Origin of the sequence: Echinicola marina, assembly GCF_020463795.1 — a bacterium.
Classification (GTDB): Bacteria; Bacteroidota; Bacteroidia; order Cytophagales; family Cyclobacteriaceae; genus Echinicola; species Echinicola marina.
In genome coordinates this window covers 3,529,887-3,544,131 of sequence record NZ_CP080025.1, presented here as the reverse complement: position 1 = coordinate 3,544,131, position 14,245 = coordinate 3,529,887, and the positions used below count along the sequence as shown (strand labels likewise).

General features: G+C 40.0%; 10 protein-coding genes. 5 read left to right on the top strand and 5 right to left on the bottom strand.

What is annotated here, in order from left to right:
- Genes KZP23_RS14350 through KZP23_RS14335 form a run of 4 tightly spaced genes read right to left on the bottom strand, consistent with a single transcriptional unit; the run spans position 1 to position 6,135 of the window.
- Positions 1-795, bottom strand: a complete 795-nt coding sequence (locus KZP23_RS14350) for a thymidylate synthase (protein ID WP_226332461.1) — start codon at positions 793-795, stop codon at positions 1-3.
- A gap of 60 nt (positions 796-855) precedes the next feature.
- Positions 856-1,737 (bottom strand): YicC/YloC family endoribonuclease, encoded by an 882-nt coding sequence (locus tag KZP23_RS14345; protein WP_226332459.1) that lies wholly within the window; start codon positions 1,735-1,737, stop codon positions 856-858.
- Between the two features lie 34 nt (positions 1,738-1,771).
- Positions 1,772-5,059 carry a biopolymer transporter Tol gene (locus KZP23_RS14340; protein WP_226332457.1) on the bottom strand — a complete coding sequence of 1,096 codons (3,288 nt, stop codon included), beginning with the start codon at positions 5,057-5,059 and terminating at the stop codon, positions 1,772-1,774.
- 23 nt (positions 5,060-5,082) lie between these two features.
- On the bottom strand, positions 5,083-6,135 hold the full coding sequence (locus KZP23_RS14335; RefSeq protein WP_226332456.1) for an NAD(P)/FAD-dependent oxidoreductase: 1,053 nt from the start codon (positions 6,133-6,135) through the stop codon (positions 5,083-5,085).
- 57 nt (positions 6,136-6,192) lie between these two features.
- Here KZP23_RS14335 and KZP23_RS14330 point away from each other — a divergent pair, with 57 nt between their 5' ends.
- From KZP23_RS14330 to KZP23_RS14310, 5 genes are read left to right on the top strand one after another with little or no spacing between them, the layout of a single operon-like run.
- The gene (locus KZP23_RS14330; RefSeq protein ID WP_226332454.1) at positions 6,193-6,846 is read left to right on the top strand and encodes an MBL fold metallo-hydrolase; all 654 of its coding nucleotides are present in this window, start codon (positions 6,193-6,195) and stop codon (positions 6,844-6,846) included.
- Positions 6,843-7,541 carry a CDP-diacylglycerol--serine O-phosphatidyltransferase gene (pssA, locus tag KZP23_RS14325; RefSeq protein WP_226332453.1) on the top strand — a complete coding sequence of 233 codons (699 nt, stop codon included), beginning with the start codon at positions 6,843-6,845 and terminating at the stop codon, positions 7,539-7,541. Before KZP23_RS14330 ends, pssA begins: the two co-directional genes overlap by 4 nt.
- Complete coding sequence (gene porU, locus KZP23_RS14320) at positions 7,531-10,803, top strand: type IX secretion system sortase PorU (protein ID WP_226332452.1); 3,273 nt, start codon at positions 7,531-7,533, stop codon at positions 10,801-10,803. The genes pssA and porU overlap by 11 nt, the downstream gene beginning before the upstream one ends.
- Positions 10,800-12,014 (top strand): type IX secretion system outer membrane channel protein PorV, encoded by a 1,215-nt coding sequence (gene porV / locus KZP23_RS14315; RefSeq protein ID WP_226332451.1) that lies wholly within the window; start codon positions 10,800-10,802, stop codon positions 12,012-12,014. The genes porU and porV overlap by 4 nt, the downstream gene beginning before the upstream one ends.
- A complete protein-coding gene (locus KZP23_RS14310) occupies positions 12,014-13,288 on the top strand; it encodes a M16 family metallopeptidase (RefSeq protein WP_226332450.1) in 1,275 nt (424 codons plus the stop codon). Before porV ends, KZP23_RS14310 begins: the two co-directional genes overlap by 1 nt.
- On the opposite strand, the gene KZP23_RS14305 is transcribed toward KZP23_RS14310, so the two are convergent.
- Positions 13,285-14,244: a glycosyltransferase gene (locus tag KZP23_RS14305; RefSeq protein WP_226332449.1), complete on the bottom strand. Its 960-nt coding sequence runs from the start codon at positions 14,242-14,244 to the stop codon at positions 13,285-13,287. The genes KZP23_RS14310 and KZP23_RS14305 overlap by 4 nt on opposite strands.
- Position 14,245: the final 1 nt, after the last annotated feature.

Genomic DNA, 14,245 nt, shown 5'->3' with positions numbered 1-14,245 from the left:
CTATACGGCTACCGGAGCCTTGATATGCGGGTGAGGATCATAATTCAATAGCTCAAAATCCTCGAATTTAAACTCAAAGATATCCTTTACATCAGGATTGATTTTCATGCTTGGCAATGGCCTACAGTCTCTAGTAAGCTGTAATTTGGCCTGCTCAAGATGGTTAGAATATAAATGGGTATCACCAAAAGTATGGATAAACTCTCCCGGCTCCAATCCACATACCTGTGCTATCATCATGGTAAACAAAGCATAGGAAGCAATATTAAAAGGCACCCCCAAAAACACATCAGCACTCCTTTGGTATAACTGACAGGAAAGTTTTCCCTCTGCCACATAAAACTGAAACATGGTATGACAGGGAGGCAAAGCCATATTGTCCACGTCAGCCACATTCCAAGCACTCACCAATAACCTTCTGGAATTAGGATTAGTTTTTATTTGATGGATGAGGTGCTTTATTTGGTCAATTTCTCCCCCTTTCCCATCAGGCCAATGTCTCCACTGATAACCGTACACGGGACCCAAATTCCCATTTTCGTCAGCCCATTCATCCCATATCGAAACTTTGTTTTCTTTAAGGTATTGGATATTACTTTCTCCCTTCAAAAACCACAACAACTCATGAATAATTGACTTTAGGTGGCATTTTTTGGTGGTCACCAAAGGAAAGCCTTCCTGCAGGTCAAACCTCATTTGATAGCCAAAAACACTTAAAGTCCCAGTGCCTGTTCGATCTCCTTTTTGGGTACCATTATCAAGAATATGCTGTAATAATTGATGGTATTGTTTCATTTTTATGGGTATTCAGTAAATCTCTATGCGGAAGTATTATCAAAAGCAACATGCCAACGATTATATAATATTCAGCGCCTGCTCTTTTATTTTTTCCAATTCGTCTTTCATGATAATCACATGCCTTTGGATATTGGCATCATTGGCTTTGGATCCTATGGTATTAATTTCCCTGCCAATCTCCTGACCAATAAATCCTAATTTCTTTCCTTGGTTGGTACCATTTGCCATGGTCTTATCGAAATATTCCAGGTGAGTCCCTAATCTGACAATTTCCTCGGTAATATCCAATTTTTCAAAATAGTAAATCAACTCTTGCTCAAAGCGGTTTTCGTCAAAGCTATTTTCTTCCATCCAATCCTTAAAATTGTTACGGATTCGAGCTTTGATTCTATCTTTACGCTTCGGTTCCTCTTCTTGGATTTGCTTCAAACCTGAAGTAATTACCTGCAGATTTTCCTTGAATTTACCAAATAAGGTTTCTCCCTCATCTTTTCGGAATTCATCGCATTTCTCGGCAGCTTCAACCACCACTTTTTTCACAGCATCCCACTCTTCTGGGTCATCGGACTTTTCACTTAATGTAGTGACCACATTGGGCGCTTGCGCTGCCATCCTGAACAAATCCATTCCTCCATCCAGACCGACTTTGTCTGCCATTCCTTTATAGGTTTTGAAATAGTTTTCAAATAGGTCCTGGTTGATACTTACAGGCAGGTCACTGCTGGATTTAGCTGTAAATTCTATAGTCAAACTCACCTTGCCTCTACCCAAAATATCTCCGACCAAGGCCCTAAGCTCTATTTCTCGATCGGAAAATTGTCGCGGACTTCTCAGACTTAAGTCCAAAAACTTTGAGTTAAGGGTTTTGATCTCAGCACTTATCGTGTAGTGTTCATTTTCAAAATTGGCTATACCATAGCCTGTCATGGATTTAATCATGCCACAAACTTAAACAAATAAAATAAGAATCATTCTAGAAATTATACCCCAGGGTCACGTAAAACTTGGTCTCTTCCACATCATAATTACGGATGGGACGTGCCATATCAAACTTCACATAGTAATTCAACAATACTGTCCTCAAGCCTCCACCAAAACTCTGTAACCAAGGGTTGTTAAAATTATTAAGGGTGATCACAAAGGGAGAACCATCTGTATTGATCACCTCTGTATTTTGATCATTTATCCGCTCCCAAGGTGCTGCTTTATCCCACGAAGAGCCCGCATCATAGAATCCAACCAACTGGAAATTCTTGATAAAATTGGAAGCTATATTCCCCCTGGAAAGGTAAGAAAACAAGGGAATCCTCAATTCAGCAGAAAAGGTGATCACGTTACGCCCTCTTATTTCATCATAATCATAGCCCCTTAAGTCCACAAATTCTGCAAAAAGGATATTGGAATTTTCTCGCCCATCATTGTTTCTGATAGGGGAAGACTCGGGCCTGTTGGATGGTGGCTCATAAAACTCATTAAAGAGCCAGTTTTTCATCCCTCCCACCAAATAACTTTGTGGATTGTTTCCCATAAAGGACCCTGCATATAATCTGGTGGCAAAAGTGATGTTCTTGTGGATTTTTTGATAATTTCTTAAATCAAGGTAAAAATTACTAAACGAGCGATCTGCCTTTCCAATACCCTGATAATGCTGAAAACCTGCTTTTCCTTTGAAACCTTGCTCCATATACAAGCCCAACTGTCTGGTCTTGTCCACCACAAATTCAGCCTTACCGCCGATATAATTCACATCAAACCTATTCTGAGGGCCATCACCTCCCCTGATCAATGAATCGGGATTGAGGTTATAATACTGGGTTTTGGCGAAGAAAGGTGCAGCTGTAAACCTACTATGTACCGTAAATGGATAAGAAAAACCCAATTCTGTCTTGGTCAACACATACCTTTGATAGGTAACATCTCCCTCTGCCATTACCAATGCCTTACGGTCAAACCTGCCTCTAAAGTCTATCCTACTTTTTAAATACTGGTATTCAAAGAAGATATCACTTCCTGACCTAAAATCCAAGGTCGTCATTATTCCGCCTTTGAAAATATGGTTATCCAGTAAGTCGGCCATTTGACCGTCAATATTGATTCCAAATCCCCTTAAAGGATCTACCACAAAAGTCGTCCTTAAACTATGTGCCATAAACTGGGAAGTATAAGGACTCGGCCCTCTCACGGTATTTTTCAGACTCTGTTTTCTAAAGGCCTCCAGAATACTGCTCCGACCGGTAGTCCTTGGACTTGGTTGTTCTTCGCTAGGAACAGGTACGGTATCGAAAACATAATTTTCGGTATTAATACCTCCTTTGCTTTCAAAACGAAGCCTGTCAATATTGATCGCTCCTGTTGATTTACTAGGCAACGTAACTGTATCCTGCGCGAACTCTTTCAGTTTCTCAATTACGGGCTCCTCAACCACGACTTGATTATTGTCTTTTTGGTTTTCTAACCTTCTAGCTGCCAACCTTTCATTCAGGGCCTTCGCCTGAGAAAGCTGTACCCTGGGGGTTCCTGGCGTAAATTGATCCCTGTTGGGATAAGACTCCAACACCAACTTACTGCCAATTCCGTCCTTAATGGCGTATGCCCATTTATTAGAAATGGGTGAATAATCAAAACTTTCCACACTGGCGTTAAACGCAGACACTTGACTGGAAATATCACTTCCAATACCAAGCCTCATCACATTGCTGATCCCACTTTGGTCACTTAGGTGCAATACAAAGTTCTGGTTCATCACCCTGGGCATATAGTTTTTGGAATTCATATTGGTCAACTTCGTTATGACCATACTGTCTCCCAGATCAATTTTAAACAGATTAAAATATTCTGGCAATTTCCTCACGTCCGGAGCCTTGCTCATCACGCTATCCGGCAAATCAGTTTTATTAGAAGAATAGATTATCGTGGAATCATTGATAAATACTGGTGTAATATCATCAAACACATCATTGGTCAGCCTTCTACCCTGCCCCCTTAAATTAAGGGTATAGATATTGGTTCTTCCCCCCGCCATTGCTGACAGCACCATATTTTTCCCATTGGGAGAGAAATCCAAGCTTTTGATTTGGGTGATGTTCCTGAGGAAAATCTTATCTTGATTGCTTCCATCGATACTCCTCATTCTGAGTGTTGTGAGTCCCTTTTTAAAGGTAGCGATAGTAAGGTTCAAAGTGTCTCGCCAAGCTATTACCGGCGTGGTGAAATTAGGTTCTTGATCATCTGCCACATAGCCGCCTTTGTAGATTGTTACCTCATTATTGGTACCCAGCTCTCTCACGATGACTTTATACTTTCCATCATTATTGATGACATAGGCTAAATGCTTTGCATCAGGACTAAATTTAATATCATTGATCGCCCCTTCATTGTTCTTTTGGGTACGCGCAATGCTACTTTCATCATTGGCTTCCTTGAAAGTCGAAAAAACCGGTTCATTGATCCTCTCATAATACTGCTTCCACTGTTCCACAAAGCTCTTGAAGCTGACTCCCAAAGTATTGGCTATACTGTTTTCCTCGTTTCTGTTGATCCTGCTAAGGTTCAAGACACTGGAAATATACCTCTTGCCATATTTTTGAACCACAAAATTCCAAATGGACTGTCCCACCAAAGCAGCTTCTTTTTGGTCCAGCTTAAATAGTTTGGGCTGATTATTATCATTTAGGTAATGACGTACATAATCATCCATTTCCATGCTCCACCCCTTGGCCAAATACAGCGCTGCCCCATCAATGAACCAATCCGGAAAACTGGTAATCAAATTGGACTGAAAAGCATCGGCTATGGTACTCCCAAAAAGCATTTCTTCTAAAATCACCTTGCTCGTACGGTACAATAACTCTTCCTTGAATGAAGCCATGTCCCCCGTATATGCCACTTCAGCCAACAACTTAGAAAAATAGGTTTGGCCATTTACCGTATAATTATTCTCAAAAAGATCCTTGTTACTCTGCAACCATTCCTCATGGCTATTATATATATAGATCTTGGGCTTGGTATAGGCTACATAACCAATCAATTGGGTTATCCTTTCGAATTCATTCTCCAGATAATCTATCGCCATCCGGGCATTGTCCCTACCTCCGCCATAATAATAAACTTCAAAATTATTGGAAGTGAAAAAATACCAATCAAATTCTTGGTGCTGGATGCGATTTTTTCCAAATCTTTCCTGGTCAAATTGGGCCTTTGAAACACTGAAAGAACCAAGCCATAATATTGTAAAATAAATAAAAACTAATTTTACCTTCATTTAACTTTTATGTTGTCTTTGTTCTAAATATACTTAAAAAATCGACTTATGTTCACATCTTTTTCAGGTTCAATTTGACTTTCCAATAAGTCGAACATCATATTACTGTAATAAGGTACTAAAGAAACACCCTTGGCTCCAAAGCCATTAAATATATAAACGCTTTCGCCATCTGGATGTTTTCCCAAAAACGGCTTTCTGTCTTTGGTCGCCGGTCTGATTCCTGTTTTGTGACTACACAATTCCTTTTCCTCTGTAGGGACTATTTTATTCAACCGCTCAAAAATCTCCTTTTTTGCCCTCTCCGTGGGACCGGTATCCAAATCATGCCAACTGTAAGTAGACCCTACCCTAATGGTATGATCTGGCATGGTAATTCTAAAAACACCCCGATTAATGATTTCATTGGGCGTAAAATCATCCTTCATTTCAAGGATTTCTCCCTTCACCGGAGCAAAAGGCAGGAAATCAAAAAAACAACTTTTCATGGCTCCCAGCCCATTGCAATAGACAATTTTCTCAGCTTCAATATCCTTATATTTCCATTTTCCTGCTTTTTTCCCTAACTGGGTCTCATCATAAACCTCATCCCTTATACAAGCAAATTCTTCGAACCATTCCCTATACCCATCCAATAATGTATTAATATCCACATATCCTGAATTCTTGAGCATGATCCCCCCATAGGGATCATTGACTTCGGGGTAAAGGGAATTGAGCCGAACCTCCGACAAGTATGCCTGCAAGCCTGCTTCAATACTCTTTCCCATCCATTCATTTTGCTCCTCTATAGTATTAAAAGGTCTATAAATAGGCTTGGAATAAATCACTCTCTTTCCTATCAATTGCTCTAGTTCTGCATACAAGGGTAATATTTCCGGAAACAAATTATCTGCGTTCCAGGTCTTTACCATTTTTCTCCCGGTAACGGGGTTAAACAGGCCTGCAGCCACCCGGCTACTATTGTTATCTGAAGCCTTATCCAAGATACATACTGACTTCCCCGCCTGATGCAATTTATAGGATAATACTGTCCCAGCAATCCCTTGTCCAATGAGTAAAAAATCCACTTCCATACCCAAAATTAAATTCTTTCTTCGTTATTTTGGCATGAATTCAAAAATGTTTAGGACATGCTCCACATTAAAACTTTTACCTTTAATCCTTTCCAAGAAAACACTTATATCTTATACGATGATACCAAAAAAGCCGTCATCATAGATCCAGGCTGTTATGAAAAAAGTGAAAAGGATCAACTGATAAACTTCATAGCATCTAATGAGCTTCTACCGGTAAGGTTGCTCAACACCCATTGCCATATTGACCACGTTTTGGGTAATGATTTTATCCATCACCAATATAAATTACCCTTGGAAATCCACCCAAAAGAAGAGGTGGTGCTAAGATCAGTAAAAACTTACGCCTCTAATTATGGATTCCCGGCTTATGCTGAATGCGAACCAGATACTTTCTTTGAAGAAGGAGAAAAAATCAATTTTGGCAATACTGAATTGGAAATCATCTGGGTACCGGGCCATGCTCCCGGACATGTGGTGTTTTATCATCCAGCATCCAAGACCTGTATCGGGGGTGACACCCTGTTTCAAGGAAGTATAGGCAGAACAGACCTCCCTGGCGGTGATCATAAAACTTTACTTGCGGCCATTAAAAACAAGCTTTTCACCTTGCCAGATGATGTAAAGGTTTATCCGGGGCACGGTCCTGCCACCCAAATCGGTATTGAAAAAATCCATAATCCATTCGTAGGTAAAAACGCACAATTTTGAACATTAAAAAGCATATCCCAAATGCCATTACCAGCTTGAACTTGATCAGTGGAATGGCAGGCATCTTCTTTGTACTAGATGGAAGGATACTTTATGCCGCTTATTTTATCATAGCTGCCGCCATTTTCGATTTTCTGGATGGTTTTGTTGCCAGATTACTCCAAGTCCACAGTGAAATCGGAAAGCAATTGGATTCTTTGGCTGACCTGGTCACCTTTGGAGTTTTGCCTTCATTCGTGATATTCAAAATATTAATGGAAGCATTTCCCGGTAGTCACATTCCTTTTCTAGCCTTTTTTATTGGCGTTCAGTCAGCGATGAGACTGGCCAAATTCAATATCGACACCCGGCAAAGTGACCAGTTTATAGGAGTCCCTACTCCTGCCAATGCCCTTCTTTTATGTACCTTGCCTTTTCTGGCCAATAAATTTATGTGGGCCGAAAACCTCATTTCCAATGGTTATATCCTACTTGGATTTTCCTTATTAATGGCTTTTTTGCTGACAGTAGAGTTACCACTGATTGCTTTAAAATTCAAGAATTTTGGTTTCAGGGACAATATTTTCCGTTACTTGACCATCTTGATAGGATTCATTAGTATTATTTCCTTAGGCATTGCTGGTGTTCCATTTGTCATTATAGGTTATATTTTGCTTTCTTTGGTAGAGAGTTGGATAAAACCGCATGAAATTTAATCCTAACATAGCTTTTTTATACCTGTTGACTAGCCTCATACTATGCTGCCAGTCAATAACCCTACATGCCCAGTCCAGCTATTTTAAAATCCCTATCAATAAATCGGGCATTTATAAGATCAGCCAGAGCGATTTACAACAATTTGGGGCATCACAGATAGATCAAATTAGCATCTATGGAAGGAAGGGAATGTTGCCTCAAAAGCTAGCTCCCTCAGAACTTGAACTTCAAGAAATCCCCACGAAGATCGTCAACGACCAACTTTTTGTGTTCTTGGAGGGCCCCCATTCTCTTGGGATCAGTGCAGACTCAATCCATTATCAACACCATTTCTATTCTGACACCGCTTTTTACTTAATTAAAACTAATAACGAGCAGCCCAAAAGAATAGAGAATAAGGACTATTCAAGCCCAACAGTCAAACAGGAGTTCTTATACCAGATTTATGCCTATAAAGAAGCAACTCAGAATCTATTATCATCTGGCAGAAAATGGTACAGCAACAGACTTTTCAATGGTGGCATTTCCAGTTTTAATATTGACATTCCTTCTTATGATCAAGGGCCACTTTATTACCAAGCGCGGGTAATGGCCCAATCCCTTTCAAATAGTACATTAAGCATTCGAACAGGCACCAATACATTTTCCCAAATTGACATTCCCTCCGTACCCAATTCAACCTATGGACTCAAAGGCAGGGAAGGATTTGACCATGGGTTTATCGCACATACCGAATTGGGGAATATATCCAGCTTCAACCTTGAAATGAAGGGAAATGATAATGGAATTGGCTTTTTGGATTATTTCCTACTCGGCCTGCCTTTTGACACCCAACAACTGGAAGATGGAATATACTTTGCCTTAGGAAATCCGGCCATATCGATCAAGCTAAGGGAAAACCTACACTACTGGGATGTAACTGATTTCCACCAACCTGCAATCATCAAAAGTCAAGGAAACAAAATTAGTCTACCTCAAGGAAGAATAATGGCCGTCTTCAACCCAGAACAAGTTCAAAATATTCCCCTTCCTGAAAACATCGATCTTAGTGCTAGAAACCATCAAGGCAAAGCTGAGTTGATCATCATTGCTGCCCCTTCACTGTTATATCAATCCGAGCGGTTGGCCGAGCATAAAATGAAAAAAGGTATTAGTTGCCAAATCATAACTCCTCAGGAAATCTATGATGCTTATAATTACGGCACCAGAGATATTACAGCCATCAGAAATTTTTTAGCGGATCAGTACCATACATCCGGACAATTAAAAAATGTACTTTTAATGGGAAAGGGAACTTTTGACTATAAAAACATCATTGATGGCAGACCCAATTTGGTCCCTACCTACAGCTCTCGAAATAGCCTTAACCCATTAACCTCCTACAGCTCAGATGATTATTTTGGATTTCTGAAATTTGGCCAAGGAGATTGGCTGGAAAATGAAACTGGTGACGAAGTGTTGAGTATTGGAATAGGCCGGTTACCGGTGATCAATCCGCAGGAGGCGAAAAATATAGTGGATAAAATCATCCATTATGAAAACACAGCGCTGCAATTGGGGAACTGGAAATCAAAGCTACTTTTCCTGGCAGATGATGGAGACAATAATATTCACTTAAAACACAGTGAAGCCCATATCGAAAGGATAAGGGAAGAGCATCCAGAATTTATGACTGAACAGTTGTACTTGGATGATTTCAAACAATTACAAGAAGGTGATTACCAAAGCGCTCCTGCAGCAAAGGCTGCTTTAACCGAAAAACTGGAAGAAGGCGTTTTACTCCTCAATTATATTGGTCACGGAAACGAAAACACTTTGATGGCTGAGCGGATCTACCAAACCAGTGACCTGCAAAATTGGCCAGAAAGCAAGCACTATCCGATTTTTATAACAGCCACCTGTGAATTTGGCAGACATGACAGTCCCTTTATCCGCTCTGGTGCAGAAGAACTATTAATGGGTCAAAAAAAAGGGGCTATAGCCTTATTGACCACCGGAAGACCCGTTTTTAGCAGTATCAACTTTGACCTGAACAAGGCCTTTATTGCAGCACTTTTTAGTCAAAAGAATGGTCAATATTTAAGTTTGGGTGAAATATTCAAAATCACTAAAAACAATAGTCTCAATGGCCCATATAACAGAAACTTCTCTCTATTGGGCGATCCAAGCTTAAGGTTGGCCTTGCCGGACTTGGCGATTCAAACAGCCATTGAAGCAGCTGAAATCACCATTACAGCAGACAGTCTCAAAGCTGGCAATAAAGCACTTATAAAAGGAAAAGTGATCGATCCCCTCACAGGTGCTTGGATGCAGCATTTCAAAGGTGAATTTCACCTGACTATTCTGGATAAACCCATTGAAGTGGAAACCTTAGGTGATGAAGGACCAACAATTAAATACACCAAAGACAACAATAGCTTATTCCGAGGAACAGGCGAAATCATTGCCGGGGAATTTGAATTGGAAGTATTAATCAGTCCACAAATCCATCAAAACTTTGAAAAGGGAAAAATCAGGATTTTCGCCATTGACAGTCAGAGTAAGCTGGAAGCTTTTGGTGCCAAATCAGTCCTTCTAGGAGGAAAACCTGAAGCTGCTACTGATGATAGTAGTGGGCCAATTATTCGATTATTCGCAGAGGATAGCCTCAGAGACATCCATACCATATCATCTACCCAAATTCGATTATTGGCACGGCTCAAAGATGAGAGCGGCATTCAAATTTCCAATCACCCCGAGGGCCAAAATATATCCTTAAAGGTAAATGGGAATGCAGCTATTGATATTAGTAAATATTACCATTCCATCAACAGCTCCTTTAAAGAAGGATTTATAGACACTACGGTGAAGGGCCTACAGGAAGGTATTAATATACTGGAACTAACTGCTTATGATCAACTTGGAAATAGCAGCACGGAAAGTTTGGTAATTACAGTTGAAGGCAGCAATCACTTAAAGATCCTGGATCATAAAACCTACCCCAACCCTACCAATAGTATCAGCCATTTTTATATCAGGCACAACCGTCCGGATGAGAACATAAATTTGCAGCTCAACATATATAATATGATGGGCAGCATAATATATTCAACAGCCGAACGTTTAATTAAAGCTGATCCCGAAATCAAAGATTTAGAATGGATATTTTTGCGTGACATCACCAAAATTCCCGCAAAAGGAACTTATATTTACAAATTGCAGCTATTCAGTGAAGCGGATGGAACATCTGATCAAGCTATTGGAAAAATAAATATTCAATGAAGATATCAAGTGGTTATTTAAAAGGCTTTATTTTTTTAACTGGACTTAGTTTAACAGTTTTTACTGCTAAAGCTCAGAACAATTCTGTTATCCTTTCTGGTCAAGATGATGGTCGAAGAGTACTCATTGCGGCTGTCCCCTTCTTGAATTTTGCACCGGACAGTCGCCACTCAGCAATGGGTGATGCTGGTGTAGCGACATCACCAGATGCGAATTCTGCTCATTGGAATGCAGCAAAGTTAGCTTTTGTAAAGGATAAAATGGGCTTTTCACTATCCTACTCTCCTTGGTTGGGGAAATTAGTACCTGATATGTCCTTAAATTACCTAAGTGGCTATATGAGAATAGACGAAATGTCCACTTTTGGATTAGACCTCAGGTACTTTAATATGGGCGATATCCAACTCACCAATGGTTCTGGGCAGGACATTGGACAGTTTAACCCACGGGACATTGCCATTGGAAGTACTTATGCGAGGAAATTATCCGAACAACTTTCTTTGGGTATTTCTGCAAGATTTATTCATTCTAATCTTTCTGGCAATATTAGCTCCGGTGGTGGCAGTGATAGTAAACCCGGAATTAGTGTGGGCGTTGATGTTGGCGTGTATTACACCAAGGAAGTTTTGTTTGGAGGAAAGGAAGCCAACTGGTCACTTGGCGCCAATATCGGCAATATAGGCCCTAAAATCACTTATAATAGTGCCGATGATTTAGATTATATCCCCACCAATTTACGCTTGGGCACTGCCTTGGAAATAGCATTAGACGATAACAATGATTTGACATTTGCCTTTGACATCAACAAGCTATTGATACCGACACCTCCTATTTATGATAGAAATGAAGACGGTTCCCTCAAAACAGATGCTGAAGGAAACCCCATTATCCTAAAAGGAAAAGACCCAAACAGACCCTTATTAAGCGGAATGTTTGGCTCCTTCACTGATGCTCCTAATGGCTTCAGTGAGGAAATGCAGGAATTGATGATTTCTTTTGGCGTCGAATATGAATACGCTGAAAAATTTGCCGTTAGGACTGGATATTTCCACGAAAACAAGAACAAAGGTGGAAGACAATATTTCACCATGGGTGTAGGCTTTGATATCAAACGCTTTGGCTTTGACTTCTCCTACCTTGTACCCCAAAAACAAAATCACCCATTGGCAGAAACATTACGCTTCTCCCTAGCTTATAATATACCACAGTAATGATAACGCTTGACCGCTCAAAAGCTCCACAATTCAAAATACCGGAGCATATAGAACTGATAAAACCTGAAAAGCGGACTCTAAAAAATGGAGTCCCTTTGTATTTTATTCCCACTCCAGAAATTGATGCCATCAAGCTGGAAATAATTACCCGCTCAGATAAATCACTCTTGAAAGAAGAAGATTCTTTGGTACCCTTCTTTGCCCTTCATATGCTTTTGGAAGGCACCAAGGAAATGAGTTCTCCCGAACTCGACCACTTCTTCGATCATTATGCCTCTGAAGTGGACATCATCTCTTCTTTTGAACAACAAGGCATCTCCCTCCTTACCACTAAAAAGCATTTTGGAAATGTACTTCCTGTATTCAGATCATTGCTCACGGAAGCTATTTTCCCAGAAAAGGAATTAGAGAAAAGAAAATCCCAGAAAGCCCTTACGATTTCCTTGCAGTTGGAGCAAAATGGAGCCAGAGCAAATCAATTATACAGAAAAGCTATTTTTGGTACGGATCACCCCTATGGATTTATAGCGGAAGAAAGGCATGTCAATGCGGTAACAGCCGAAAAATTAAGTGATTTCTACCAACAGAAATTCTTGGTGAAACCAGAAATATTCGTCATAGGCAATTTAAACGAGCTTGAAATTGAGGCGATCATCTCGGAATTTGAAAACCTGGAAATTATTGAATCTCCAAATGTATCAACCGATTTTCAAATTTGGCCTGATAAAAGGATCAGTGAAATAAAAGAAAAAGCAGTACAATCCAGCATCCGATTAGGACAGCACCTCATCCCCAAAACCCATCCAGACTATCATCCCTTGACAGTGTTTAACACCATTTTGGGAGGATATTTTGGAAGCAGGTTAATCAAGAATATTAGGGAAGATAAAGGACATACATATGGCATTTACAGCTCCATTGGCAGCTTGGAAAAATCCGATTATTGGGTGGTCATGGCTGATGTCCAAAAGGGATATGCTGATGAGGTCATCGAAGAAGTTTATAAGGAAATTGAATTGTTAAAAACAGTTCCTGTCGGTAAAGAAGAATTAGAAACCCTTAGAAACTATATGATCGGGCATTTCCTGTCCAATTTCAGCAATGCCTTTGACTTGATCAATCGTTTTAAGGCAATTCATCATGCTGGCATGGATTACGATTTTTACGAAGCTCAACTCGATTATTTCAGGTCATTCCAGCCTGAGGAAATCATGGAAATCGGCCAGAAACATTTTGACAGAAAGAACATCATTGAGGTGGTTGTAGGTTAACTTCCTGCGTAAAGTCTATAAAAAAATGAGAGGTCCAGTTTCAGAAAAGCCCAAGCTTTAAGCAAAATAAATCCAAAGCCTTTTGCTCCAGACTCATCTGCTAACTGCAATAAACATTTGGCAACCTCAAAATTAGCCGATGAAAGGGCATGCTTGGCCTCATACTTACATCTTGAAACCAAGGCGCCCCTCTCTACCTCGGACTGATTCAACTGGACAATTTTTTGACAAACCCTGTAGGTCGACCAAAGCATTTCGGACTTACGGACTTTATATTGCTGCTGTGCAAAGGCTCTTGAATGTATCCTTTTCTTCACCCCAATATGCGGACTGAAAGTAAAGCTATATTTACGGGCCAATCTCACTATAATATCAAAGTCCTCATAAACCAAACGATCATCATAGCCCCCCTCTTGTCTTAAAATAGCTGAACGAAAAACCATCGTTGGCGTGCACAAACAATAGTTCCGAACTACCTCTTTATAAATATCACCTTTAGGTTCCCAGTCAGCAGGGACTTGTTTATTGGAGAGCGGAAAAAAGTAATTGTTTTTCCCTTTCTCTTCATGATACAAAACCGCATTGGATGAACACAAGGCAGATTGAGGGGAATTTTGCAAGGCCATTACAGACGCTTCTAGATGTTCAGGATAAAGCACATCATCCCCAGAAAGATCTATTACAAATTCTCCTTTTGTCAATTCGAGGGCCTGATTAAAAACTTTACAATAATTAATGGAATTGGGATAAAAAACCGTCTTCACCTCTTCTATCAGACCATTTTCTTGTAACCATACTTGAATCTTCTCCTGACTTGAATCCGTACTGCCATTGTCCACCATAATAAGCTCAAAAGCTTCGTATGATTGCTTAAACACACTTTCAAGGGCTGCTAAAATATAATCCTCTTGATTATAGCAAATACATATTATGGAAACTAATTTTTTTTCCATCATT

Bases quoted from the DNA above. Each gene is read 5' to 3' on its own strand.
- KZP23_RS14350 (WP_226332461.1), bottom strand. From the start codon at position 795: ATGAAACAATACCATCAATTATTACAGCATATTCTTGATAATGGTACC.
- KZP23_RS14345 (WP_226332459.1), bottom strand. From the start codon at position 1,737: ATGATTAAATCCATGACAGGCTATGGTATAGCCAATTTTGAAAATGAA.
- KZP23_RS14340 (WP_226332457.1), bottom strand. From the start codon at position 5,059: ATGAAGGTAAAATTAGTTTTTATTTATTTTACAATATTATGGCTTGGT.
- KZP23_RS14335 (WP_226332456.1), bottom strand. From the start codon at position 6,135: ATGGAAGTGGATTTTTTACTCATTGGACAAGGGATTGCTGGGACAGTA.
- KZP23_RS14330 (WP_226332454.1), top strand. From the start codon at position 6,193: ATGCTCCACATTAAAACTTTTACCTTTAATCCTTTCCAAGAAAACACT.
- porU (WP_226332452.1), top strand. From the start codon at position 7,531: ATGAAATTTAATCCTAACATAGCTTTTTTATACCTGTTGACTAGCCTC.
- porV (WP_226332451.1), top strand. From the start codon at position 10,800: ATGAAGATATCAAGTGGTTATTTAAAAGGCTTTATTTTTTTAACTGGA.
- KZP23_RS14310 (WP_226332450.1), top strand. From the start codon at position 12,014: ATGATAACGCTTGACCGCTCAAAAGCTCCACAATTCAAAATACCGGAG.
- KZP23_RS14305 (WP_226332449.1), bottom strand. From the start codon at position 14,244: ATGATGGAAAAAAAATTAGTTTCCATAATATGTATTTGCTATAATCAA.